Origin of the sequence: Curtobacterium sp. VKM Ac-2865 (assembly GCF_015350905.1) — a bacterium.
Lineage (GTDB): Bacteria > Actinomycetota > Actinomycetes > Actinomycetales > Microbacteriaceae > Curtobacterium.
The window spans coordinates 245867-270255 of sequence record NZ_JADKRZ010000001.1 but is presented as its reverse complement, the minus strand read 5'-3'; the positions used below and the strand labels follow the sequence as shown (position 1 = coordinate 270255).

The 24389-nt window shown below is 70.9% G+C and carries 22 protein-coding genes; 3 read left to right on the top strand and 19 right to left on the bottom strand.

The features are described 5' to 3' along the window. Positions 1 to 57: 57 nt before the first annotated feature. The 6 genes from mltG to ITJ54_RS01150 all read right to left on the bottom strand — a co-directional run bounded on the left by mltG (position 58) and on the right by ITJ54_RS01150 (position 7464). The gene (gene mltG / locus ITJ54_RS01175) at positions 58 to 1635 is read right to left on the bottom strand and encodes an endolytic transglycosylase MltG (protein WP_194625524.1); all 1578 of its coding nucleotides are present in this window, start codon (positions 1633 to 1635) and stop codon (positions 58 to 60) included. Between the two features lie 66 nt (positions 1636 to 1701). After that, a complete protein-coding gene (gene ruvX, locus ITJ54_RS01170; RefSeq protein WP_194626178.1) occupies positions 1702 to 2148 on the bottom strand; it encodes a Holliday junction resolvase RuvX in 447 nt (148 codons plus the stop codon). An 8-nt stretch (positions 2149 to 2156) separates the two neighbouring features. Beyond that, complete coding sequence (gene alaS / locus ITJ54_RS01165) at positions 2157 to 4814, bottom strand: alanine--tRNA ligase (protein ID WP_194625523.1); 2658 nt, start codon at positions 4812 to 4814, stop codon at positions 2157 to 2159. 113 nt (positions 4815 to 4927) lie between these two features. After that, positions 4928 to 5125 carry a hypothetical protein gene (locus ITJ54_RS01160; protein WP_194625522.1) on the bottom strand — a complete coding sequence of 66 codons (198 nt, stop codon included), beginning with the start codon at positions 5123 to 5125 and terminating at the stop codon, positions 4928 to 4930. Between the two features lie 121 nt (positions 5126 to 5246). Then, entirely contained in the window at positions 5247 to 5876 is a 630-nt protein-coding gene (rpsD, locus tag ITJ54_RS01155; RefSeq protein ID WP_194625521.1) for a 30S ribosomal protein S4, read from the bottom strand. Positions 5877 to 6111: 235 nt separating this feature from the next. Further along, positions 6112 to 7464, bottom strand: a complete 1353-nt coding sequence (locus ITJ54_RS01150; RefSeq protein WP_194626177.1) for a replication-associated recombination protein A — start codon at positions 7462 to 7464, stop codon at positions 6112 to 6114. Between the two features lie 115 nt (positions 7465 to 7579). Between ITJ54_RS01150 and ITJ54_RS18195 the strand changes: the two genes are divergently transcribed. Both ITJ54_RS18195 and ITJ54_RS01140 read left to right on the top strand, forming a co-directional pair. Further along, complete coding sequence (locus ITJ54_RS18195) at positions 7580 to 8398, top strand: peptidylprolyl isomerase (RefSeq protein ID WP_194625520.1); 819 nt, start codon at positions 7580 to 7582, stop codon at positions 8396 to 8398. A 112-nt stretch (positions 8399 to 8510) separates the two neighbouring features. Next, positions 8511 to 9743: a DUF349 domain-containing protein gene (locus tag ITJ54_RS01140; RefSeq protein ID WP_194625519.1), complete on the top strand. Its 1233-nt coding sequence runs from the start codon at positions 8511 to 8513 to the stop codon at positions 9741 to 9743. Between the two features lie 75 nt (positions 9744 to 9818). Here the strand turns inward: ITJ54_RS01140 and ITJ54_RS01135 are convergent, their stop codons facing one another. The 5 genes from ITJ54_RS01135 to ITJ54_RS01115 form a co-directional block, all read right to left on the bottom strand. Next, positions 9819 to 10781 carry a bifunctional riboflavin kinase/FAD synthetase gene (locus tag ITJ54_RS01135; RefSeq protein ID WP_194625518.1) on the bottom strand — a complete coding sequence of 321 codons (963 nt, stop codon included), beginning with the start codon at positions 10779 to 10781 and terminating at the stop codon, positions 9819 to 9821. Between the two features lie 11 nt (positions 10782 to 10792). Further along, positions 10793 to 11242: a hypothetical protein gene (locus ITJ54_RS01130; RefSeq protein WP_194625517.1), complete on the bottom strand. Its 450-nt coding sequence runs from the start codon at positions 11240 to 11242 to the stop codon at positions 10793 to 10795. Between the two features lie 96 nt (positions 11243 to 11338). After that, positions 11339 to 11704, bottom strand: coding sequence for a hypothetical protein (locus ITJ54_RS01125; RefSeq protein ID WP_194625516.1), 366 nt, complete (start codon positions 11702 to 11704; stop codon positions 11339 to 11341). Continuing rightward, complete coding sequence (truB, locus tag ITJ54_RS01120; protein WP_194625515.1) at positions 11701 to 12642, bottom strand: tRNA pseudouridine(55) synthase TruB; 942 nt, start codon at positions 12640 to 12642, stop codon at positions 11701 to 11703. The genes ITJ54_RS01125 and truB overlap by 4 nt, the downstream gene beginning before the upstream one ends. Before the next feature lie 22 nt (positions 12643 to 12664). After that, entirely contained in the window at positions 12665 to 13111 is a 447-nt protein-coding gene (locus ITJ54_RS01115; RefSeq protein WP_194625514.1) for a hypothetical protein, read from the bottom strand. A 94-nt stretch (positions 13112 to 13205) separates the two neighbouring features. Here ITJ54_RS01115 and ITJ54_RS01110 point away from each other — a divergent pair, with 94 nt between their 5' ends. Beyond that, positions 13206 to 14072, top strand: a complete 867-nt coding sequence (locus ITJ54_RS01110) for an A/G-specific adenine glycosylase (protein ID WP_194626176.1) — start codon at positions 13206 to 13208, stop codon at positions 14070 to 14072. A 78-nt stretch (positions 14073 to 14150) separates the two neighbouring features. Here ITJ54_RS01110 and rbfA read toward each other — a convergent pair whose 3' ends face one another. The 8 genes from rbfA to ITJ54_RS01070 all read right to left on the bottom strand — a co-directional run bounded on the left by rbfA (position 14151) and on the right by ITJ54_RS01070 (position 24362). Beyond that, positions 14151 to 14612: a 30S ribosome-binding factor RbfA gene (gene rbfA, locus ITJ54_RS01105; RefSeq protein WP_194625513.1), complete on the bottom strand. Its 462-nt coding sequence runs from the start codon at positions 14610 to 14612 to the stop codon at positions 14151 to 14153. Between the two features lie 112 nt (positions 14613 to 14724). After that, positions 14725 to 17559: a translation initiation factor IF-2 gene (gene infB, locus ITJ54_RS01100; RefSeq protein ID WP_194625512.1), complete on the bottom strand. Its 2835-nt coding sequence runs from the start codon at positions 17557 to 17559 to the stop codon at positions 14725 to 14727. Between the two features lie 74 nt (positions 17560 to 17633). Further along, entirely contained in the window at positions 17634 to 17972 is a 339-nt protein-coding gene (locus tag ITJ54_RS01095) for a YlxR family protein (RefSeq protein ID WP_083393124.1), read from the bottom strand. Between the two features lie 123 nt (positions 17973 to 18095). Beyond that, complete coding sequence (gene nusA, locus ITJ54_RS01090) at positions 18096 to 19088, bottom strand: transcription termination factor NusA (protein WP_194625511.1); 993 nt, start codon at positions 19086 to 19088, stop codon at positions 18096 to 18098. 207 nt (positions 19089 to 19295) lie between these two features. After that, positions 19296 to 21047 (bottom strand): proline--tRNA ligase, encoded by a 1752-nt coding sequence (locus ITJ54_RS01085; protein ID WP_194625510.1) that lies wholly within the window; start codon positions 21045 to 21047, stop codon positions 19296 to 19298. Positions 21048 to 21106: 59 nt separating this feature from the next. Then, positions 21107 to 22237 carry a flavodoxin-dependent (E)-4-hydroxy-3-methylbut-2-enyl-diphosphate synthase gene (ispG, locus tag ITJ54_RS01080; RefSeq protein WP_194626175.1) on the bottom strand — a complete coding sequence of 377 codons (1131 nt, stop codon included), beginning with the start codon at positions 22235 to 22237 and terminating at the stop codon, positions 21107 to 21109. A gap of 83 nt (positions 22238 to 22320) precedes the next feature. Beyond that, positions 22321 to 22872, bottom strand: a complete 552-nt coding sequence (locus tag ITJ54_RS01075) for a cysteine hydrolase family protein (RefSeq protein ID WP_194625509.1) — start codon at positions 22870 to 22872, stop codon at positions 22321 to 22323. Continuing rightward, positions 22869 to 24362 (bottom strand): purine-cytosine permease family protein, encoded by a 1494-nt coding sequence (locus ITJ54_RS01070; RefSeq protein WP_194625508.1) that lies wholly within the window; start codon positions 24360 to 24362, stop codon positions 22869 to 22871. The genes ITJ54_RS01075 and ITJ54_RS01070 overlap by 4 nt, the downstream gene beginning before the upstream one ends. Between the last annotated feature and the right edge of the window lie 27 nt (positions 24363 to 24389).

The following is a 24389-nucleotide window of genomic DNA, read 5'->3' as shown; positions in this document are numbered from 1 at the left end:
GGTGCCATCCTCCCACAGCCGTCGGGACCGGGACGCGTCCGTCCCGGTCCTGTGCGGCTACTGGTAGGAGGGGTGCGCCCGGAGCCAGGCCTGGAACTGCTTCACGGCCTGCAGGTGCTCGTCGTACGTGTCCGAGAAGGTCGTCTCGCCCGACTCGAGGTCGACCGTCACGAAGTACAGCCACTTGCCCTCGGCCGGGTGGGTGACGGCCTGCAGCGCGATGTCGCCCGGGTTCGAGATCGGCCCCGGCGGCAGCCCGTCGTGCTGGTACGTGTTGTAGCGGTTCGAGGCGTCGTTCCGCTCGGCGTCGGTCGTCGTGACCCGGTGCGTGTTGCCGGTGCCGTACGCCACGGTGGCGTCGGACTGCAGGCGCATCCCCTGGTCGAGCCGGTTCTGGAACACCCGCGCGACCTTCGGGTAGTCGGCGGCGAGCCCGGCCTCCTTCTGCACGAGCGAGGCGAAGACGAGCACCTTCTCCTGGTCGGCCTCGGCGACACCGGCGGACTGCAGGTGCTGCTTCATGGTGTCGACCATGGACTGGAAGTACTGCTTCGCCGACCAGCCCGGGTTGATCGGGTAGGTCGCCGGGAACAGCCAGCCCTCGAGTGAGGTCACGCCGGAGGGCAGCCCGTAGGCGCCGACGTCCTTCGCCGCGGCGGACACCTCGGCCTTGGTCAGCCCGGCCTTCGACACCATGCCGGCTTCGATGTCCGCCAGCACCGTGCCCTCGGGGATGACGATCGAGGCGTCCTCCACCCGGTTCGCCCGGTCCTCCAGCGCCGCCAGCGCCGCCTTCGAGCTCATCTTCTTCTTCAGCGCGTACGAGCCCGGCTGGAACTGCACGCTCGGGCTCTGGAGCAGGAGCTTGTAGAACACGCCGGACGTCTTCACGACGCCGCTGCGCTGCAGCGTCTTCGCGACGTCCTCGCCGATGTCGCCCTGCTTGATCGTGATGGTCACCTTCGACGTGCCGGTGCCGGAGTAGTCGTCCGGTTCCCTGGACCCGGTGAACGCCGCGACGACCTGCTGCACCTTCGGCGCCGCGAACGCGTACGCGCCGACACCGGCTGCGACGACGATCGCCACGATGACGATGCCCGCGATGAGCGCACCGCGCGAGCGACGGTGCGGCTCGTGGGGACCGCGGGGCGGACGGGAGGCTCCCCCGCCGCCGTCACCGCGGTCACCCCCGCCGCCTCCCGCGGCGCCGTCGCCGGTCCCACCGTCGGCGCCACCGCTGTCCGTGGCTGCTGCCGGCGCGGCCAGGGTCGCCAGGTCGTCGTGGTGTGCGGTGTCGGTGTCCGCACCCCGTGCCGACGCGGCCGCGTCGAAGGGGCTGCGCACCTCGGGCGCCGGAGCCGGAGCCGTGGGCTCCTGGGGCGTCCGCTGCTGCGGTGCCTGCTGCTGCGTGGTCGGCCGTGGTGCGGTCGTGCCGGCCGTCTCGGCGTCGCGAGCCGCTGCTGCCTCCCTGGCACGGGCCTCCCGGCGGGAGAGCGGGCGACCTGCGGACGGGTCCGCGTCACCGGGGCTGTCGGTGCGGTCATCTGACGCGCCGTCACGGCGGGTGCTGTGGCCCCGTCGATCGGCGTCGTTGCCGGGCGCGATGATCGCGTTCCAGTCCAGGTCGTCTGCCAACGGTCCTCGATCTCTCGGGTGGGAACTCCGCGGGGCTCCGCCGCTTCGGTGACGACGGGGGCAGCCCTACTCGGGGAGCGTGGCCCCAGGAGGGGCGCTGGACGAGCGCTCGTGGTCGAGCGCGTGTTGCAGAATGATAACAGCGGCCGCTTGGTCGATCACGGCCCGCGAGTTCTTCGTGGTCCGGCCGGCCGCGCGCATGCCCCGTTGTGCCGTGACGGTCGACAGCCGCTCGTCGACCAGACGGACCGGACGGTGCTCGGCGATCCGCGCCGCGAACGTCCGGGCGTCCGTGGTCGACGGGGTGTCACCGCCCGACATCGACAGCGGCAGACCGACCACGATCTCCAGGACGTCGTACTCGTCCGCGATCGCGAGGATGCGCCGCAGGTCGTGCTTGTCGTCGCGCCGGACGGTCTCGACGGGGGTGGCGATGAGCCCGTCGCGGTCGCACACGGCGACACCGATCCGGGCGCGGCCGACGTCGATGCCGAGCCGGCGCCCGGACCGGATCGCCACGGTCAGGCCGCGAGCCGGTCGGTGACCGCGCGGAGCGCCGCAGGCAGTGCCGCCACGTCGGTGCCGCCACCCTGGGCGAGGTCGGGCTTGCCGCCGCCGCCACCGCCGAGGACCGAGGCGGCCTCCTTCGCGAGGGGACCGGCCTGGACGCCTGCGCTGCGGGCGGCGTCGTTCGTGGCGACGATGACCGCCGGCTTGCCGTTCACCACGGCGCCGAGGACGACCACGGCCGCCTCGGTGCCCAGCTGGGCGCGCACGCTCGTGGCGAGCGACCGGAGCTCGTCGGCGGACTTCAGCCCGTCGACGGTCTCGGCGACGACGGTCAGGGCGCCGATGGTGGTGGCCAGGCGGGCGATCGCCGGCACACGCTGCTGCAGGCCGGCGGACTCGAACTCCGCGATCCGCTTCTGCGCGACGCGGAGGTCCTCCATCAGGGACTGCACGCGCGCCGGCAGGTCACCGCGGGGAGCCTTCAGCGCGCTCGAGAGCTGGGACACGATCGTGCGCTCGACCGCGAGCTCACGGAAGCCCTCGAGCCCGACGAGGGCCTCGACGCGACGGTTCGTCGACCCGACGCTGGACTCGCCGACCAGGTTGACGAGGCCGACCTGGGCGCTGGAGGCCACGTGGATTCCACCGCAGAGTTCGCGGGACCACGGGCCACCGATGTCCACCATGCGGACCTCGGCACCGTACTTCTCGCCGAACAGCGCCTGCGCGCCGAGGGCCTTGGCATCGTCGATCGGCAGGATGCGCGTGGAGACCTGGAGGTCGGAGCGGATCGCGCTGTTGACCACCTCTTCGATCTCGGAGCGGGTCTCGAGGGAGACCGGCTGGCTCCACGAGAAGTCCAGGCGCATGTAGCCGGACTTGTTGTAGGAACCGGCCTGCAGGGCCTCGGGGCCGAGGACGTCGCGCAGCGCGGCGTTGACGAGGTGCGTGGCCGAGTGTGCCTGCGTGGCACCGCGACGGTACTCGGCGTCGACGACCGTGGTGGCGGGAGCGCCGACGGCGACCTCGCCGGAGCGGACCTGCACGGTGTGCGACCACAGACCGGTGACGGGCTTCTGGACATCGAGGACCTCGAGGTCGAAGCCGTTGCCGATGATCGAGCCCTGGTCGGCGTCCTGGCCACCGGACTCGGCGTACAGGCTGGTCTCGCTGAGGACGACCTCGGCGATGTCCCCGACGACCGCACGGTCGACGCTGACGCCGCCGACGATGATGCCGAGCACGCGGGACTCGGCCTGCAGGGCGTCGTAGCCGAGGAAGGTGGTCTCGCCGGCGGCGCGGAAGGCGCTGTAGACGCTGAGGTCTGCGAGCGCGGTCTTCTTGCTCTTGGCGTCGGCCTTGGCCCGCGACCGCTGCTCCGACATGAGCGTGTCGAAGGCGGCACGGTCGACGTGCACGCCGGCCTCCTCTGCCATCTCGAGCGTCAGGTCGATCGGGAACCCGAACGTGTCGTGCAGCAGGAACGCGGTGTCGCCGCCGATCGAGGGGCGACCGTCCTGCTTGGCGCGGTCGACCGCGACGTCGAGGATCGTGGTGCCCTGCGCGAGCGTGCGGAGGAAGGTCTCCTCTTCCGCGTAGGCGATGCGCGCGATGCGGTCGTAGTCGGACGCGACCTCGGGGTAGGCGTCCTGCATGGCGTCACGCGAGGCGGGGAAGAGCGACGGGAACGTCGCGGCCTCGACCCCGAGCAGGCGCATCGCACGCACGGTGCGGCGCAGCAGGCGTCGGAGGATGTAGCCGCGGCCCTCGTTCGACGGGGAGACGCCGTCGGCGATGAGCATCAGCGCGGAGCGGACGTGGTCGGCGATGACGCGCATGCGGACGTCGTCCTCGTGCACGGCGCCGTAGCGGCGACCGGAGACCTCGGCGGCCTTGTCGAGGACCGGGCGGACCTGGTCGATCTCGTACATGTTGTCGACGCCCTGCTTGATGAAGGCGACGCGCTCGAGCCCCATGCCGGTGTCGATGTTCTTGTTCGGCAGTTCGCCGGTGATCTCGAAGTCGTACTTCGAGCGCACGTCCGCGATCTGGTACTGCATGAACACGAGGTTCCAGATCTCGACGTAGCGGTCGTCGTCGGTGGCAGGGCCGCCGTCGATGCCGTACGCGGGCCCGCGGTCGAAGAAGATCTCCGAGCAGGGGCCGGCCGGACCGGGCTGCCCGGTCGACCAGTAGTTGGTGTCCTTGCCGAGGCGCTGGATGCGCTCGTCCGGCAGCGTGGAGTGCTGCTTCCAGAAGGCGATGGCCTCGTCGTCGTCCTCGTACACCGTGACCCAGAGGTCGTCGGCCGAGAACCCGAGGCCGCCGTCGGGCTCCGGGGAGGTCAGGAACTCCCAGGCGTACTGGATCGCCTGCTCCTTGAAGTAGTCACCGAAGGAGAAGTTGCCGTTCATCTGGAAGAACGTGCCGTGCCGCGGGGTCTTGCCGACCTCTTCGATGTCGTTGGTGCGGATGCACTTCTGGACACTCGTGGCGCGGGGGTACGGCGACGGGACGAGCCCGGTCAGGTACGGGATGAACGGGACCATGCCGGCGACCGTGAAGAGCAGCGAGGGGTCGTCCGAGACGAGCGAGGCGGACGGGACGACGGTGTGGCCGCGGTCACCGAAGTACTGGAGCCAACGGCGGCGGATCTCTGCGGTCTGCATGGTGCTTCCTGATGACGTGGGACGAGGCGGGTGCGTCTGGTGTGACGACGCGGGTGCTTGTGGTGGGACGACGCGGGGACGTCGGGGCTGGCTCGACGGTGCGGGGACGACGGTCAGTCGTCGGTGCGGAGCTCGGCCTCGCGCGAGCGGTACCCGTCGGCGACGGCACCCGTGAAGGCCTTCGTGCGGGCATCGACCTGGGCGAGGAACCTCCCCCTGCCGGACGCGCCACCGCCGGAGCTCGCTCCGACGCGGTCGGCGACGACGAACCCGATGAGGACGCCGATGACGACGAAGAACAACTGCTTCACGGTGGCTCCCTCTCGCTGGCGCCGCGGCGCGCGTCCGACCAGCTTAGTCGCCGCCCCGGGAACGCCGAACGGCGGGCCGTCCGCTGTGGACGACCCGCCGTTCAGGGTGTGGTGCTGTGGATCAGCGAGCTGCGTAGTACTCGACGACGAGCTGGACTTCACAGGTCACGGGGACCTCGGCACGCTTCGGGCGACGCACGAGGCGGGCCTGGAGCTTGTCGATCTCGACCTCGAGGTAGCCCGGCACCTTCGGGAGGACTTCCAGGTGGCCACCGGCAGCGGCGACCTGGAAGGGCTCGAGCGACTCGGAGCGCGGCTTGACGTGCATCAGCTGGCCCTCCTTGACGCGGAAGGAGGGGCGGTCGACGAGCTTGCCGTCGACGAGGATGTGACGGTGCACGATCAGCTGACGGGCCTGCGACGTGGTGCGGGCGAAGCCGGCACGCACGATCAGGGCGTCGAGGCGCGTCTCGAGCAGCTCGACGAGGTTCTCACCGGTCAGACCGGTGGTCTTGCGGGCCTCTTCGAAGACGATGCGGAGCTGCTTCTCGCGGATGCCGTACTGGGCGCGCAGACGCTGCTTCTCTCGGAGGCGGACGGCGTAGTCGCTGTCCGCACGACGGCGCGTACGGCCGTGCTCACCGGGCCCGTAGGGGCGCTTCTCGAGGTACCGGGCCGCCTTCGGCGTCAGCGGGATGCCGAGCGCGCGCGACAGGCGGGTCTTGCTGCGGGTGCGTGACTTGGTAGACACAGGGTCCTTTTCTCTGTACTGAACTGAACTGAACACGGGTCTCGGCACGCGCACGTGCCGACGACCCCGTGAAGGGATCCAGAGGGATGAGCCTGTGGGATCGGACGGCTACAGTCCGAACCTCTGCCCCCGTGCTGCATCTGCAGCACTCTGTCCCCGACGCAGCCGCACGCGGGAACCAGGACGTAGGCCCGCCAACGATAGCAGGGTTCCAGCGAGCGCAGAAGCGCAGCGGTCACTCGCCGCGGGTGATCTTCCGGAGTCGCTCGAGTCGCGGACCGACCTCGCGCTCGTGGCCGTTCGTGGTCGGCGTGTAGTACTCGGTGCCCTCGAGCGCGTCCGGCAGGTACTGCTGCTCGGCGACCCCGTGCTCGGCGTCGTGCGAGTACACGTACCCCTTGCCGTGCCCGAGGCGCTTCGCCCCGGCGTAGTGGGCGTCCCGCAGGTGGTTCGGCACGACGCCCATCCGACCGGCCTTGACGTCCGCCATCGCCGCGTTGATGCCGTTGTAGGCCGCGTTCGACTTCGGCGCCGTCGCCAGGTAGACGACCGCCTCGGCGAGGGGGATGCGACCCTCCGGCATGCCGATGAGCTGGACGGCCTGCGCGGCGGCGACCGCGATCGGGAGCGCCTGCGGGTCGGCCATCCCGATGTCCTCGGCCGCGGAGATGATGATGCGGCGGGCGATGAACCGGGAGTCCTCGCCGGCCTCGATCATCCGGGCCAGGTAGTGCAGTGCGGCGTCGACGTCACTCCCCCTGACGGACTTGATGAAGGCGCTGATGACGTCGTAGTGCTCGTCGCCCTGGCGGTCGTAGCGGAGGAGCGCGCGGTCGACGGCGGCCGCCACCGTGTCGGCGTCCACCACCGGGACGGTGTCGTCGTCGTCCTCCTGTGCAGCGGTGGCGGACGCAGCCGCTGCCTCGAGCGCGGTGAGTGCCCGACGGGCGTCGCCCGAGGCCAGACGGACGATGGCCGCACGGGCTTCGTCCCCGAGGACCACACCGCCACCCAGCCCGCGGGCGTCCTCGACTGCGCGGTCGACGAGCATGCCGAGGTCGGCGTCGGTCAGGGGCTTCAGCGTGAGCAGCAGGGACCGGGACAGCAGCGGGGAGATCACCGAGAACGAGGGGTTCTCGGTGGTGGCGGCGATGAGGATCACCCAGCCGTTCTCGACCCCTGGCAGCAGGGCGTCCTGCTGCGCCTTGCTGAAGCGGTGGATCTCGTCGAGGAACAGGACCGTCGTGGACCCGTAGAGGTCACGGTGCGTCAGGGCCTTCTCCATGACCTCGCGCACGTCCTTCACGCCGGCCGTCACGGCGGACAGCTCGACGAACTCCCGCCCGGACTGCCGGGCGATGGCCTGCGCGAGCGTGGTCTTGCCGGTGCCGGGCGGCCCCCAGAGGATCACCGAGACGCCACCGGGGTTGTCCCGCGTGCCGGTGGCGAGCTGCACCAGCGGGGAGCCCCGTCCGAGCAGGTGCTGCTGCCCGGCGACCTCCTGCAGGCTGGTGGGACGCATCCGGACCGCGAGCGGGACGGACCCCTGCGCGAGGCCGACGCGGCCCCCGGTCGTGGGCGCGTTCATGCCCGAGCGATCCGATGCCATGCCGCAATCGTAGGCGCGTCCGCCGACACCGGATCCCACGGGGACGGGTCCGGTACGCTCGTCGCACACTGCGACGAGAGGGCAGACCAGCACCGTGGCACCGAAGAACCAGGCGCGCGAGACCCGCGAGGCACGCGAGCGGCTCCGACTCTACGAAGCACGGCAGGGCCTGCACGACCGGCAGCGACGCCGTCGGCGCAGGGACAACGTGGTCGGCGTCGTGGCCCTCGTGACGGTCGCCGCCCTCGCGACCGGCTCACAGCTCCTGTACGCGGGATCGCACGCCAGCCCTGCCGCGACCCCGTCGGCGTCCTCGAGCGCGAGCGCCACCCCGACGCCGTCAGCCAGTGCCACCGCGGCGAACACCGGTGACGTCCCCAGCAAGTCCATCGCGAAGGGCCGCACCTGGACCGGCTCCCTCACCCTGAACAAGGACGTCCGGCTGGGGATCGAGCTCGACGGCGAGCGGGCGCCCCAGGCCGCGAGCGTCGAGATCGACCTGATCCGCAAGCAGTTCTACGAGGGCACGACGTGCCACCGGCTCGCCGCCAGCGCCGACTTCCGCTTCCTGCAGTGCGGGTCGGCGAACGGCGATGGCACCGGTGACGCCGGGTTCCAGTACGGACCGATCGAGAACACGCCGTCGGACGACCGGTACCAGGAGGGCACGATCGCCATCGCGCGGAGCGCCTCCCCGTACTCGCAGTCCACACAGTTCTTCATCGTCTACGGCGACACCACGCTCGACGGCTCCACCGGCGGGTACACGGTCGTCGGCAAGGTCACGAGCGGCCTGCCGGAGCTGGAGTCGGAGATCACGTCGAAGGGCGTGGAGGACGCCGGCAGCGACGGCACCGGCACGCCGGAGGTGGCCACCACCATCACCGGTGCGACCATCGCGGAGCAGCGGTAGTCCACAGCCCGACGCATCCGCGGGCCGCGGGGGCCGCCGGTGCAATAGGGTGGCTTCCTGACCGTGCCGACGGTGACGTCGGTGATGCACGACCACGATCGAGGCGAGACCTGTGGGATCTGACGAAGCAACGACCTGGGGGCGGGTCGACGAGACCGGCACCGTGTACGTCCGGTACCAGGACACCGAACGTGTCGTGGGTGAGTACCCCGACGCGACCGCCGAGGAAGCACTCGCCTACTTCGCGCGGAAGTACGCCGACCTCGAGGGCCAGGTGAAGATCGCCGAGCAGCGCGTGCAGCGCGGGGCCTCGGCCAACGACGTCGCGCGCACCGTCGAGCACCTGACCGCCCTGGTCACCGAAGCCCGCGTCGTCGGCGACCTCAAGTCGCTCGAGGACCGCGTCGCCGTGCTCGCCGAGCAGCTCGGCTCCCTCACCAAGGAGCAGGCCGAGCAGAACCAGGCGGCCCTGGCCGAGGCACTGGCGTTCCGTGCCGGCCTGGTGGAGGAAGCCGAGGCACTCGCCGCGGTGGACCCGGCGCGCGCGCAGTGGAAGCAGATCACCGCGCAGCTCGACGACGTGTTCGCGCGCTGGCAGCAGCACCAGCACGACGGCCCCCGGATCCCGAAGAACGACGCCAACGAGCTGTGGAAGCGCTTCCGTGCCGCCCGCTCGACGGTCGACCAGCACCGCCGCGCCTTCTACTCGGAGCTCGACGCCCAGCACCGCGACGCCCGCACCCGCAAGCAGGAGCTCGTCCAGCAGGCCGAGGCGCTCGCGTCACGCGGCTCGGACGCCATCCCGGCCTACCGACAGCTGCTCGACGACTGGAAGCAGGCCGGCCGGGCCGGCAAGCGCCACGACGACGCGCTCTGGGCACGCTTCAAGGCCGCCGGTGACGTCCTGTTCGAACAGCGCCACGCCGAGAGCAGCGCGGAGAACGAGGAGTACTCCGCCAACCTCGAGGCCAAGCTCGCGGTGCTCGCCGATGCCGAGCCCCTGCTCCAGCAGCGCGACCGCGTCGCCGCCCGCAAGACACTGACGGACATCCAGCGTCGCTGGGACGAGATCGGCCGGGTGCCCCGCGCCGACGTCCGCCGGGTCGAGGACCGCATCCGCGCGATCGAGGACCACGTCAAGGGACTCGAGGAAGCGCACTGGCAGGAGTCGAACCCGGAGCGCAAGGCCCGGACGACCGGCCTCGCGAGCCAGCTCGAGGACGCCATCGGCAAGCTCGAGGGCGAGCTCGAGTCCGCCAAGGTCTCTGGTGACGCCCGCAAGATCAAGGACGCTCAGGAAGCCCTCGACGCCCGCAAGATCTGGCTGGACGCCCTGGGGAGCTGAGCCCCGACCGTCACACGACGAGACCCCCGCGAGCGCACGGCTCGCGGGGGTCTCGTCGTTCCGGGGCGGTGCGGCTCAGACCGGCGCGGACATCCCGAGGAGCAGGCGGATGTCGAGGTCGTCCTGGCGCATCTGGGCGGCGAGCTCGTCCATCGAGCCGAACTTCACCATCCCCCGCACGAATGAGACGAAGAGCACCGAGATGGTCTCGTCGTACAGGTCGATGTCGACGTCGAGCAGGTGGGCCTCGATCTGCTTCGCCGGCACGCCCTCGAACGTCGGGTTGTTGCCGACCGACACCGCCGCGGGGTAGGTGGTGCCGTCGTACAGCACCCGTGCGGCGTAGACACCGTCGTCGGGGACGAAGCCCTCGCACGCCGGGTCGAGGTTCGCCGTCGGGTAGCCCATGGCTCGACCGCGCTGGTTGCCCCGCACGACTGTGCTGCGGACGGCGTGGTCGCGACCGAGCAGTCGTGCGGCCTCGGCGACCCGCCCCTGGCCGAGGAGTTCCCGGATCCACGTGGAGGAGACCCGGCGTTCGCCGTCCGGGCGGACGTCGTCCACCAGGTCGACGTCGTCGATGAGCTCGACGGTGAAGCCGTGCTCGGCGCCGAGGGTCCGGAGCAGGGCGACGTCGCCGGCGCCCTTCGCGCCGAAGCGGAAGTCGCTGCCGACGAAGAGCAGCTTCGCGTTCAGGGTGTCCACGAGGATCCTGGACACGAAGGCCTCGGGCGACCAGGACTGCAGTTCGTCGTCGAACCGGAGCAGCAGGGTGGCGTCGACCCCGACGGCCTCGAGGAGCTCCCGACGCTGCGCGATGCTGGTCAACGCCGGCGGCACGCTCACGGGGTCGATGACGCTGAGCGGGTGCCGGTCGAAGGTGACCACCGTCGAGACCAGCCCCTGCTCGACCGCGGCCCGCTCGAGGTGCGCGATGACGGCACGGTGTCCGACGTGGACGCCGTCGAACTTGCCGATCGTGACGGCGCTCGGGCCGAAGCCCTGTGCCACGTCGACGACGTCCTCGTAGAACTGCATCGCTCCCCCGTTCACTCGCCGGCCGCCGCGACCGACTGGTCGGCGGGTCCGGCTGCCGCGCCCGCGGTGCGGTGGTGCTTCCGCAACCACCAGAGTCCGGCGATCGGGAGCACGAGCGGCGCGAAGGCGTAGCCGAGGCCGTAGTAGGACCAGATGGTGTCGTCCGGGAAGAGCTGGCGGTCGAGCAACGACAGGGTGCCGATGACCAGCACGCCGGTCATCTCGAAGACGATGGTGACGCACGCGACGCGGTACCAGGCACGGCCGGGCACGATCAGCGCGATCATCGCGACGATGTACACGACGGCGGCGATGGCGCTGAGTGTGTAGGCGAAGGGCGCGAACGAGAACTTCTCGGCGATCTGGACGACGCTGCGGCCCGTCGCCGCGAGGGCGAGGATGCCGTAGACGGCGATGAGGACGCGCCCGACACCGGTCGCGAGGGAGGACTTGGTCGCCATTGGACCGATTCTACCGACGTGCGGGCCGTCCTCAGTACGGCATCGGCCACGGTGCGCGTCAGTGCTCGCGCCCGGAGCCGGTCGCTGCCGAGCGGCTCAGTTCAGCGCGAACCAGATCTGGTACATCCGGTAGACCATCACCGCGACCGTGAAGGCACCGGCCCCGAGGACGACGGTGCTCCACCGGGTGCGGTCGACGAGCGCCCAGACGATCGCCGCGGGTGGGACGAGCAGCACCGACACCGCGTAGACCCAGAACTCGAGCACGTTGCCCTGCGGCGGGTTGCCGACCGCGGGAGCAACCAGGGACACGACGAGCTGCGCCACGAGCAACAGCTCCACGAGGGCGAGCGACCCGACCGTGGCGTCGTTCGGCTTCCACCCGATGAACCCGACCACCACGGCGAACAGCCCCACGACGACGGCGAGCACGACCTGCACCCAGGTGAGCCACTCGATCATGCGTTCGCTCCGGTCGGGGTCGGGAAGTTCGTGATGACGCGGAGCAGCCCACGACGGACCGAGACGAGTCCGATGAGGCGGTCGTCGCGGGCGGACACGGCGGCGACGGGTCCGTCGGTGTCGGGGTGGTCGGCTCCGACCCGCTTGCCGTCCGAGAGGTCCTTCGCGGCGATCGCGTCGAGCGCGACGACCGGGAAGAGCTCGCGGGCGATGGCCGCTGGCCGGGCGAGCGCGGCGCGGACGTCGACGGCATCGTCCTCGAGGTCGATGGCGTCATCGACCGAGAACGGGCCGACGAGCGTCCGCCGCAGGGCCGTGAGGTGCGCTCCGGTCCCGAGCGTCGCCCCGATGTCGCGCGCCAGGGCACGGACGTAGGTGCCGGAGGAGCAGGAGACGACCACGTCGAGGTCCACCACGTGCGTCTCGGCGCCGAGGCAGGTGACGACGTCGTCGCCCCGTCCGGTCACGTCGAAGCGCGAGATGGTGACCGACCGCGCCTTCAGCTCGACCGTCTCGCCCTTCCGCGCCAGGTCGTAGGCCCGGCGGCCGTCGACCTTGATCGCGCTGACGGTGGACGGCACCTGCGAGATCGGACCGCGCTGCAGGGCCACGGCGGCCTCGATCGCGGCGTCGGAGACGTCGGCGTCAGCGACGCCGAGTGCCTCGGTGGGCGTGCCGTCGGCATCGTCGGAGTCCGTGGTCACACCGAGGCGGATCGTCGCCGTGTAGGTCTTGTCGAGGCCGACGAGGTGGGTCAGCAGCCGGGTCGACGGCCCCGCGCCGAGCAGCAGGAGCCCGGTCGCCATCGGGTCGAGCGTGCCGGCGTGCCCGATCTTCTTCAGGTCGAGGCGTCTCCGGGCGATGGACACCACACGGTGACTCGAGATCCCCTGTGGTTTGTCGACGAGGAGGATGCCGTCTGCAGCGGTTTCGAGCACCCGAGGAGAGTAGCAGCGCCGGTCAGCAGGCGTCGTTCCACTCACGCCGAGGGTGCTCGGGGTCGGTGACGTCGAGCACCGCGGACGCGGCGATCTTGACGTCCGCACGGCGCTCGAGCCGGCCGGACTCCTGTTCGACCCACATTGACCACCGCCAAAGTGTGCGCGCGCCTTGGCCGAGCACCCCGTGCCCGTGCACGACGAGGACGCCGTCGCCGGCACCGGTCGTGCGGAACGGTGTGACGAGGTCACTGCGCAGCACGTCGACGTCGGACGAAGGAGCCGCTGCGGCCATCGCGGAGATGCCGTGCTGCTCGAACCCCGCGACGAGAGCGGCGGCCACGTGCTCCAGGTCGGTGCCCTCCTGGCCGTCGATGCCGACCACGGTGCGGTTCGTCCCCACCTGCGCGATCACCTCCGCAGCGATCGCGGCCATCGTGTCGGTCTCTTCGGGTGCCCAGCGTGCCATGCACCCACCGTAGGCTGTCGTGGTGAACGCGAGCGGAGCCTCCCGACCGGTTGCGGACAGCGGTGACCGTCCACAGGACGGCCCCGGCCCCGACATCGCCACCCCGCTGATCGCGTGGTTCCGCGCCGAGGCGCGCGACCTGCCGTGGCGTCGCCCCGGGTTCCCGGCGTGGGGAACCCTCGTCAGCGAGATCATGCTGCAGCAGACGCAGGTCGCGCGCGTGGTCCCCCGACTGGAGGCGTGGCTCACCCGGTGGCCGACACCGCGCGACCTCGCGGACTCGCCTCCGGCAGACGCGGTGCGCGCCTGGGACCGGCTCGGCTACCCGCGGCGCGCCCTCGCGCTGCACGCGGCGGCGACGGTGATCGCCGAACAGCACGACAACGTGGTGCCCCGCGACGTCGACGCGCTGCTGGCGCTGCCCGGCATCGGCGACTACACCGCCAGGGCCGTGGCGGTCTTCGCCTACGGTGACCGGCACCCCGTCGTGGACGTCAACGTGCGCCGGGTGCTCGCGCGGGCGCTGCTCGGCGAGGGGCAGCCCGGCCCCGCGAACGCGAAGAAGGACCTGCCGCTGATGGACTCGGTCCTCCCGGAGGACCGGGACGACGCGGCCGCGACCAACGCCGCGGTGATGGAGCTCGGGGCGCTCGTGTGCGTGTCGCGCTCCCCCGCGTGCGACGCCTGCCCGATCGCGGACCGGTGCGCCTGGCGTGCAGCGGGCTACCCGGAGCACGACGGCCCACGCGCGCCGCGCCAGGCGAAGTTCGCCGGGAGCGACCGCCAGGTGCGCGGGCTGGTCATGGCCGAACTCCGGGCGAGCGACGTGCCGGTCACGCCGGACGAGATCGCGATGGTCTGGCCGGACGCGGGACAGCGGGACCGGGCGCTCGCGTCGCTCCTGCGCGACGGACTCGCAGAGGGCGACGACGCGAGCGGCTACCGGCTCCCGCAGTCCTGACGCGGACGACGGCCCTGGGGTGGACGCCGGTCCTGACGTGGACGCCGGTGCTGGCGTGGACCGTGCCGCGCGGGCGACTCAGACGCGCGCCGGGGCCTCGTCGGAGGAGGTGTCGTCGTCCTCGTCGTCGTGCTTGTACGGGTCCGCGTCACCGGCGTAGGTGGCGCCCTCGGCTGCTGCGCGGACCTGCTCGTCACGCATCTGGGCCTGCACGAGCAGGTCCTCGAGGTGCGCGGAGGTGTCGGGCAGGGCGTCGGCGATGAACTCGAGCGACGGGGTGAGCCGCGCGGTGATGTTCTTGCCGACCTCGGTGCGGAGCAGCCCGGTGGCTGCCTTGAGTGCCGCGGCGGAGTCGGCGCGCTCCTCGTCGGTGCCGTACACCGTGTAGAAGATCGAGGCGTGCTGCAGGTCACCGGTCACCCGGACGTCGGTGATCGTCACGAAGCCGAGGCGCGGGTCCCGCAGGCCCTTGTCGATGCGGCGTGCGACCACCTCCTTGATGCGGTCGGCCATCTTGCGTGCGCGCTGCGGGTCAGCCATGGGGTGCCTCCTGAGGCAGGGGCGGGACGGAGCGTCCCGCTGGTGGTTCCTGGTCGAACGGGGTGAGCCCCGGCCTCCCGTGAGGGAGGCCGGGGCTCGGGTGGTCACACGATCAGTCGCGCGGCTTCTCGACGAGCTCGGTGGTCTCGATCTCGTCGCCGGGCTGGATGTCGTTGAACTTGCCGAGACCGATGCCGGCCTCGTAGTCCGTACGGACCTCGGTGACGTCGTCCTTGAAGCGACGGAGCGACTCGATCGCCAGTCCGTCGGCCAGGACCACGCCGTCACGGATGACGCGCGCCTTGGCGTTGCGCGTGATCGTGCCGGAGCGGACGATGACACCCGCGATGTTGCCGAACTTCGAGGACCGGAAGACCTCGCGGATCTCGGCGACACCGGACTGCACCTCTTCGTACTCGGGCTTGAGCATGCCCTTGAGGGACTGCTCGATGTCCTCGAGTGCGTTGTAGATGACCGAGTAGAACCGGACGTCGATGCCTTCACGCGCCGCACGCTCACGGGCCTTGACGTCCGGACGGACGTTGAAGCCGATGACGATGGCGTTGTCGATCGTGGCGAGGTCGATGTCCGACTCGGTGATCGCACCCACACCGCGGTGCAGGATGCGCAGCTGGACGCTGTCGTCCACCTCGATGTCGAGGAGCGACTGCTCGAGTGCCTCGACGGCACCGGAGACGTCACCCTTGATGATGAGGTTGAGCGAGTCGACCTTGCCCTCTTCGAGTGCACGGGTGAAGTCCTCGAGCGAGATGCGCTTGCGGGCCTTGGCCAGCTGGGCGTTGCGCTCGGCCGCTTCACGCTTCTCAGCGATCTGACGGGCCGTACGGTCTTCCTCCGTGACCAGGAAGGTGTCACCGGCGCGGGGCACCGAGGACAGACCCTGGACCTGCACCGGACGACTCGGGGTCGCTTCGGTGACGACGTTGCCGTCCTCGTCCGCCATCGCACGGACGCGGCCGTAGGCCGTGCCCGCGACGATCGCGTCGCCGACGTGCAGCGTGCCGGACTGGATGAGCACCGTGGCGACTGCACCGCGGCCCTTGTCCAGGCGCGCTTCGATCGCGACACCACGGGCGTCCTTGTCGGGGTTCGCACGCAGGTCGAGCCCGGCGTCAGCGGTGAGCAGCACGGCGTCCAGCAGTTCCTGGATGCCGATGTTCTGCCGCGCCGACACGTCGACGAACATGACGTCTCCGCCGTACTCCTCGGCCACCAGGTTGTACTCGGTGAGCTGCTGGCGGACCTTCGCCGGGTTGGCGCCGTCCTTGTCGATCTTGTTGACCGCGACGACGATCGGCACGTTCGCCGACTGCGCGTGGTTCAAGGCCTCGATCGTCTGCGGCATGATGCCGTCGTCCGCCGCGACCACGAGGATCGCGATGTCCGTCACCTGCGCACCACGAGCACGCATGGCGGTGAAGGCCTCGTGACCAGGGGTGTCGATGAACGTGATCGGACGGTCGATGCCCTCGTGCTGCGCGACGATCTGGTACGCACCGATGTGCTGCGTGATGCCGCCGGCTTCGCCCTCGACCACCTTGGAGTTGCGGATGGCGTCGAGCAGTCGGGTCTTGCCGTGGTCGACGTGACCCATGACCGTGACGACCGGGGGACGCTGCTGCAGGACGGAGTCGTCCTCGTCGGCGTACTCCTGGTCGATGTCGATGTCGAAGCCCTCGAGGAGCTCGCGGTCCTCGTCCTCCGGCGACACGATCTGGATGCGGTAGCCGAGCTCCTCGCCGAGGACCTCGAAGGTCGCCTCGTCGAGTGACTCCGTCGCCGTCGCCATCTCACCGAGGTGGAACAGCACCGTCACGAGGTTGCCGGGGCTGGCGTCGATCTTGTCCGCGAAGTCCGAGATGCTCGCACCACGGCGCAGACGCACGACCGTGTTGCCGTCGCCACGAGGGACCTGCACGCCGCCGAGCGACGGTGCCTGCCGCATCTCGTACTCGGCGCGCTTCGTCCGCTTCGACTTGCGGGCACGGCTCTTGCCGCCACCACGACCGAACGCACCAGCGGTACCGCCACCGGGGCCACGACCACGGCCGCCGCCACCGGCGGGACGCGGGCCGCTGAACGCCGGACGCGGGAAGCCGCCACCAGCGCCACCACCGGCACCGGGACGTGCGCCACCGGGGCCGCCACGACCGCCGCCACCCTGGCCCGGGCGCTGCCCGAAGCCGTTGGGACGGTTGGCCTGGCCGGGTCCACCGGGACGCGGAGCACCCGGGCGGGGTGCACCCGGACGCGGCGGCTGGGGACGGGGGATGCCCGACCCACCAGCAGCACCAGGACCACCGGCGGGACGCTGTCCCATGCCCTGGTTCGATGCGAAGGGGTTGTTGCCGGGGCGCGGCGGGCGCGAGCCCATGCCCTGGTTCGACGCGTAGGGGTTGTTGCCCGGGCGTGCACCCGGCTTCGGGCCACCCGGCTTGGGACCGGCTGCGGACGGCTTGGCGCTGCCCGGCTTGACGGCGTCGGTCTTGGGGGCGTCATCGGTCGACGACGACTCACCCGTCGACTCGGCGGCCTTCTCGGCTTCCTTCGCCTTGCGGGCAGCCTCGGCCTCGGCCTGACGCTGCGCGACCGACTTCGGCGCCGGCGTGACGGGCACGTCGGAGTCCTCGGGCTGCTGCACGGGGGCTTCGGGCTCGGGGGCCGGCGCGGGACGCTTGGGTCCGGGCTTCGGGCCACCGGGCTTGGGCGCAGCCGAGCTCGCCGCGGGGGCGGGGGCTGCGGCCGACTTCGAGGACGCAGCTGCGCTCTCGGCCTGCAGTGCGGCACGGAGCTTCCGTGCCACGGGGGGTTCGACACTCGAGCTCGGGCCCTTGACGAATTCGCCAAGCTCCTTGAGCTTCTCGAGTGCGGTCTTGCTGTCGACGCCGAGCTCGCTTGCGATCTCGTGTACGCGTGGTTTCGCCACTGTTCTCCTTCACGGGTCCCACCCCGTCAAGGGGCAGGACTCACTGGATGATGGGTCTCACTTCGAGCCGCTCATCAGTTGTCCATAAGCCGTTCAGCCTGTTCTGTCGTGTCCGTGCGCTCGTCCGCGTCGATCTGCCGCTCGTGGATGGGTTCCACTTCGGGCAGACGCCGCAGGTACTCGAGCACCGCAGACGTGTCCGGTTCACGTCCCAGCCGCAGCGCCCGGCGGAAAGCCCGGCGCTTGACGGCCAGTTCGTACGCTTCGACGGTCGGTGTGAGCCACGCCCCCCGGCCCGGCATGACTGCCTTCGGATCCGCCACCACGAGGTCTTCGCCCAGGGCGACGACTCGGAGGAGGGAGGATCGGGGTGCGCGACGACGACTGCCGATGCACGTTCTGACGGCGACCACTCTACTCCCTGCCTCCGACGACCGCGATCCGGCGCGCCCGGAGGGGCCTCGCCACGAGCGAAACGCTCGTCCTGGTGCGGTCGACACCCCGGTCGATGGTGCGGTCGACACCCCGGTCGATGCTCAGTCCTCGTCGAGGATCGAGTCCGGCTGGATGTCGATGCGCGCACCGGTCAGCTTGGCGGCGAGGCGGGCGTTCTGCCCTTCCTTGCCGATCGCGAGCGACAGCTGGTAGTCCGGCACGAGGGCGCGCACGGCCTTCGTCGAGGCGTCGAGCACGAACGCGCTCGTCACCTTCGCCGGCGACAGCGCGCTGGCCACGAAGGTCGCCAGGTCCGAGGACCAGTCGACGATGTCGATCTTCTCGGCACCGAGCTCGGTCGTCACGGCACGCACGCGGGCGCCGAGCTCACCGATGCAGGCACCCTTGGCGTTGACGCCGGGCTCGTTCGCCTTGACGGCGAGCTTCGTGCGGTGGCCGGCCTCGCGTGCGAGCGAGGTGATCTCCACCACGCCGGACGCGATCTCCGGGACCTCGAGCGCGAACAGCTTGCGCACCAGACCCGGGTGGGTGCGGGACACGATGATCTGCGGGCCCTTGTGTCCACGACCGACGCTCGTCACGTACACGCGGATGCGCGATCCGTGCGTGTAGGACTCCCCCGGCACCTGCTCCTCGGGCGGCAGGATCGCCTCGACGGTGCCGAGGTCGACGTGCACCATCTTCGGGTTCGGGCCCTGCTGGACCACGCCCGCGACGATGTCGCCCTCTTTCCCGCGGAACTGGCCGAGGATCTTGTCGTCCCCGATGTCGCGCAGACGCTGGTTGATGACCTGCTTCGCCGCGAAGGCCGCGATGCGCCCGAAGTCGCTCGGCTGGTCGACGGCCTCGCCGATGACGGTGCCTTCGTCGTCGCGCTCCGGCACGAAGACGCTGACCTCACCGGACTTGCGGTCGAGCTCGACGCGGGACTGAGCGTCGGCCGGCTCGCCGTTCTCGTCGGTGTGCTTGTGGTAGGCCGTGAGGATGGCCGACTCGATGATCTGGACGAGTTCTTCGAACGGGATCTCCCGTTCACGCTCCATGAGTCGCAGGACTGCGAGATCGATCTTCACCGAGGGCCTCCGTATTCAGATGAGTCGCTCCTGCGCACTGGAACCGCGCAGAAGTCGGCGTCCAGACTAGCGCACTGCGGGTCGCCGACCTGCGCCGCTGCTGACGGTGGGCACACGCGACCGGCCGTGCCGGACGGGAGGCTCGGTGCCAGCTGGCACCGAGCCTCCCGTCCGCGCGCTGGTCGCGACCAGACCGGTCGTGCGCGGCTAGATCGCGCTGACGGCCTCGCGGAGCTGGGCGACCGGCACCTCGGTGCGGTCGCCGGTCACGCGGTTCCAGAGCTCGACGATGCCGTCGGCTGCGCCGCGGCCCGCGACGACGACGATCGGCATGCCGAGCAGCTCGGCGTCGCGGAGCTTGACCCCGGGCGACACCTTGGGGCGGTCGTCGTACAGGACGTCGTAGCGGTCGCCTTCGAGCTCGGCGACGACCGACTCGGCCAGGTCGTAGGCGGTGGTGTCCCGGCCGGTCGCGACCACGTGGACGTCGAACGGTGCGACGTGCTTGGGCCAGGCGAGGCCCTTCTCGTCGTTGTGGGCCTCGGCGAGGATGGCGAGGATGCGCGTCACGCCGATGCCGTACGAGCCCATCGTGACGGTGGCGAGCTTGCCGTTCTCGTCCTGCACCTTCAGGCCGAGCGCCTCGGCGTACTTCCGGCCGAGCTGGAAGACGTGTCCGATCTCCATGCCGCGGGCGATCTCGAGGGGGCCCGAGCCGTCGGGAGCGGGGTCGCCGGCACGGACGTCGGATATCTCGACGACGCTGTCGGCCACGAAGTCCCGGCCGGCGACGAGTCCGGCGACGTGGATGCCGCGCTCGTTCGCGCCGGTGAGCCACGCGGTGCCGTCGACGACGCGCGGGTCGACGACGTAGCGGATGCCGGAGGCGCTGTCGGAACCGAGCACCTGCGGGCCGATGTAGCCCTTGACCAGGCCGCGGTGCTTCCGGAAGTCGTCGTCACCGGCGGCTTCGACCTCGGCCGGGGCGAAGGCCACCTCGGCGCGCTTGAGGTCGACGTCGCGGTCCCCGGGCAGCCCGACGACGACGAGCTCGCGCGTGCCGTCGAGCTGCGTGAGGGCGAGCACGACGTTCTTCAGGGTGTCGGCCGCGGTCCACGGGGCACCGTCGCGCGGGGCGACCTGGTTGGCGTGGTCGACGAGCGTCTGGATCGTCGGGGTGTCCGCGGACGGGAGCAGCACGGGTTCCGGCTGGCCCTCGATCGGCAGGGCGTCGGGCACGGCGGTGACGTAGGCCTCGACGTTCGCCGCGTAGCCGCCGTCGCTCCGCACGTAGGTGTCCTCACCGACGGCGATCGGGTGCAGGAACTCCTCGGACTTCGAGCCGCCCATCGCCCCGGCGTCGGCCTTGACGATGGCGTACTCGAGACCGAGGCGGGTGAAGATGCGCTCGTAGGCGTCGCGCATCGTCTGGTAGCTGCGGTCGAGCCCCTCGTCGGTGACGTCGAACGAGTAGGCGTCCTTCATCGTGAACTCACGACCACGCAACAGGCCGGCACGCGGACGGGCCTCGTCGCGGTACTTGTCCTGGATCTGGAAGAGCGTGACGGGGAGGTCCTTGTACGAGGAGTACAGGTCCTTCACGAGCAGGGCGAAGAGTTCTTCGTGCGTGGGCGCGAGGAGGTAGTCGGCGTCCTTGCGGTCCTTGAGCCGGAAGATGCCCTCGCCGTACTCGGTCCAGCGGTTGGTGGCCTCGTACGGCTCGCGCGGGACGAGGGCCGGCAGCAGGACCTCCTGCGCACCAGCCGCCTCCATCTCCTGGCGGATGATGCCCTCGATGCGCGCCCGCACCCGGAGGCCGAGCGGCAGCCAGGCGAAGATGCCGGGGGCCTGGCGACGGATGTACCCGGCGCGGACGAGGAGCTTCGCGCTCGTCACCTCCGCGTCGGAGGGGTCGTCGCGGAGCGTACGGAGGAAGAGATGCGAGAGCCGAGTGACCACGGAGCAAGCCTAGCGGCGCGCAGCAGACCCCACCGTGCGGCCCTGCTGCCTGTGGATGACTAGGACGTGACGACGAGCGGCTTGCCCGTGCCCGCTGCCGGGCCCATCTCGTCGGCCAGGCGGTTGGCCTCGTCGATGAGGGTCTGGACGATCTCGTTCTCGGGGACGGTCTTGATGACCTGGCCCTTCACGAAGATCTGGCCCTTGCCGTTGCCGGACGCGACGCCGAGGTCGGCCTCTCGAGCCTCGCCCGGGCCGTTCACGACGCAGCCCATGACGGCGACGCGGAGCGGGACGGTCATGCCCTCGAGCCCCGAGGTGACGTCGTTCGCGAGCTGGTAGACGTCGACCTGCGCACGGCCGCAGCTCGGGCAGGAGACGATCTCGAGCTTGCGCTCGCGCAGGTTGAGCGACTGCAGGATCTGCAGGCCGACCTTCACCTCTTGCGCAGGGGGCGCGGACAGGGACACGCGGATGGTGTCGCCGATGCCCTCGCCGAGCAGGATGCCGAACGCCGTGGCGCTCTTGATGGTGCCCTGGAACTCGGGGCCGGCCTCGGTCACGCCGAGGTGGAGCGGCCAGTCGCCGCGCTCGGCGAGCAGGCGGTAGGCCTTGACCATGATGACCGGGTCGTTGTGCTTGACCGAGATCTTGAAGTCGTGGAAGTCGTGCTCCTCGAACAGGGAGGCTTCCCAGACGGCGGACTCGACCAGTGCCTCCGGCGTCGCCTTGCCGTACTTCTGCATGAGGCTCGGTTCGAGCGACCCGGCGTTGACGCCGATGCGCAGGCTGACGTCCGCCGCCTTGGCTGCCGCGGCGATGGCGCCGACCTGGTCGTCGAACTTGCGGATGTTGCCCGGGTTCACACGGACCGCGGCACAGCCGGCGTCGATCGCCTGGAAGACGTACTTCGGCTGGAAGTGGATGTCCGCGATGACGGGGATCTGCGACTTCTTCGCGATGATCGCCAGCGCGTCGGCGTCGTCCTGCGTGGGCACGGCGACCCGGACGATGTCGCAGCCGGACGCGGTGAGCTCCGCGATCTGCTGGAGCGTCGCGTTGATGTTCGTGGTCGGCGTCGTGGTCATCGACTGCACGGACACGGGCGCGTCGCCACCCACCAGCACCTTGCCGACCCGGATCTGACGGGACTTGCGGCGAGGGGCGAGGGTTTCGGGGACCTTGGGCATACCGAGATTCACAGCGGGCACAGCATGGACTCTACGCGCTCCGACCGACACGGCTGCCCCCAGCCCGGGGCGGGTCCCGCGGGTCAGGTGCCGAGGGCGTCGAGGGTCTCGACGACGGTGATGAGCGGCGCGTACAGGCGCATGGCTTCGAGGGCGCGCTCGTGGTCGGCGTCGCTCGCCCCGGCGCAGGCGTCCGCCACGACCGTCACGCGGGCGCCGGCATCCGCCGCCGCCAGCGCCGTCGAGAGCACGCAGCAGTCGGTCGACACCCCGGTGAGCACCAGGTGCGGGTGGTCGCCGACCACGGCCTGGAGGCTGGTCCCCCACTTGCCGAACGTCGGCTCGGTGACGACGGGGCCGTCCACCGCCCCGAACGGCTCGGTGAGGTCGTAGAGCGGGTCGGCGTCGGGCACGAGGGCGAAGGGCCAGTCGCGGTAGTAGTCGACCCACGCGCCCGGTGGGCGTTCCGGCGCGATGAAGCGGGTCAGGACGGTGCGGCCGACGAACCGCGGCAGGAGCCGTTCGATTCCCGCAGCTGCACGGTCGTAGCCCGGTGTCGCCCAGGGGCTGTCACCGGTGAACACCCGCTGCATGTCGATCACCACGAGCCACGGTGCGGTGTCGGTCGTCGTCATCGGCGCAGCTCCGCGTCCGGCACGCTGCTGATCGGTTCGGTGACCGGCTGGGCCTCCTGACGACGGACGGCGCCCCGCGCGGTGGCGAGCGTCCCGACGAAGCCGACGACGAGTGCGACCAGCACGCCGAGGTTCGCGTACGCCCATGCACCGGTGCGTCCGCCGAGGCCGAACGGCTCGAGCAGGTAGCCCTGCCAGTTCAGCCAGGACGGCACGCCGTACGTGTTCGTGACGAGACCCCAGCCGAGCGCGGTGCCGACGAGGACCAGGGCGATCGCGCCCCACCGCACGTCGCCGTAGCGGCCGCCGACGCTGTCGAGCTCGTCCTCCGCGTAGGCCCGGCGCCGCAGCAGCACGTCGGCCACGAAGACGCCGCACCAGGCCGCCACGGGGACGCCGAGCGTGACGAGGAAGGCCTGGAACGGGGAGATGAAGTCCTTCGCGAAGAAGACGACGTAGATCGCGCCCGCGACCATGAGCACGCCGTCGACACCGGCGGCGGCGGGGCGCGGGATGCGGACGCCGGCACTGAGGAGCGCGAGGCCGGACGAGTAGATGTCGAGCACGGCGCCACCGACCAGGCCGAGCACGGCGACCAGGGCGAACGGGATGAGGAACCAGACCGGCAGCAGGGTGGTCAGGGCGCCGATCGGGTCGGCACCGATCGCGGCGCTGAGGTCCTTCGACGACCCGGCGAGCAGCACGCCGATCACGACGAGCACCGCGGGCGCGAGGGCTCCGCCGAACGTCGTCCACCAGACCACGCCGCCGGTCGACGCCGACCGCGGCAGGTACCGGGAGTAGTCAGCGGCCGCGTTCACCCAGCCGAGTCCGAAGCCCGTCATGACGAGCACCAGCGCCCCGATGACGTTCTGGGTGCTGCCGGACGGCAGGTCGGCCAGGGCGCCGAAGTCGACCGAGGGGACGGCGAGCACGATGTACACGACCGTCAACACGGCGGTGATGACCGTGATCCAGGTCTGCAGCCGCATGATCACGTCGAACCCGGCGATGCCGGCACCGATGACGAGCGCCGCGACGACGACGAGCGCGACGAGCTTCGTCACCACACCGTCGTCCCACCCGAGCTCGCGGAACACAGTCGAGGTCGCCAGCACGGCGAGGGACGCGAGGGCCGTCTCCCACCCGACGGTGAGGATCCAGCTGAGGAACGACGGCAGCCGGTTGCCGCGGACACCGAACGCCGCCCGGCTGAGGACCATCGTCGGCGCGGACCCACGCTTGCCCGCGATCGCGACGACGCCGCAGAGCAGGAACGAGAACGCGACCCCGATGACCGACACGATGGTGGCCTGGGCGGCGGAGATGCCGAACCCGAGCACGAACGAGCCGTAGCTCAGCCCGAGGACGGAGATGTTGGCCGCGAACCACGGCCAGAACAGCCCGCGGGGGCGCCCCTTCCGCTCGGACTCGGCGATGACGTCGATGCCCTGCCGCTCGACCGTGCGGACCTCGGGCGCTGTGCTCATGCGGAGAGCGTAGTGCTGCCCGAGGGC

Coding starts and splice junctions, on each gene's coding strand:
- ITJ54_RS01125 (WP_194625516.1), bottom strand. CDS start 11,704: ATGATCGAGTGGCTCACCTGGGTGCAGGTCGTGCTCGCCGTCGTCGTG.
- ispG (WP_194626175.1), bottom strand. CDS start 22,237: ATGCCCAAGGTCCCCGAAACCCTCGCCCCTCGCCGCAAGTCCCGTCAG.
- rbfA (WP_194625513.1), bottom strand. CDS start 14,612: ATGGCTGACCCGCAGCGCGCACGCAAGATGGCCGACCGCATCAAGGAG.
- ITJ54_RS01075 (WP_194625509.1), bottom strand. CDS start 22,872: ATGACGACGACCGACACCGCACCGTGGCTCGTGGTGATCGACATGCAG.
- ITJ54_RS01150 (WP_194626177.1), bottom strand. CDS start 7,464: ATGAACGCGCCCACGACCGGGGGCCGCGTCGGCCTCGCGCAGGGGTCC.
- alaS (WP_194625523.1), bottom strand. CDS start 4,814: ATGCAGACCGCAGAGATCCGCCGCCGTTGGCTCCAGTACTTCGGTGAC.
- ITJ54_RS01130 (WP_194625517.1), bottom strand. CDS start 11,242: ATGGCGACCAAGTCCTCCCTCGCGACCGGTGTCGGGCGCGTCCTCATC.
- ITJ54_RS01135 (WP_194625518.1), bottom strand. CDS start 10,781: ATGCAGTTCTACGAGGACGTCGTCGACGTGGCACAGGGCTTCGGCCCG.
- ITJ54_RS01115 (WP_194625514.1), bottom strand. CDS start 13,111: ATGGCACGCTGGGCACCCGAAGAGACCGACACGATGGCCGCGATCGCT.
- ITJ54_RS01070 (WP_194625508.1), bottom strand. CDS start 24,362: ATGAGCACAGCGCCCGAGGTCCGCACGGTCGAGCGGCAGGGCATCGAC.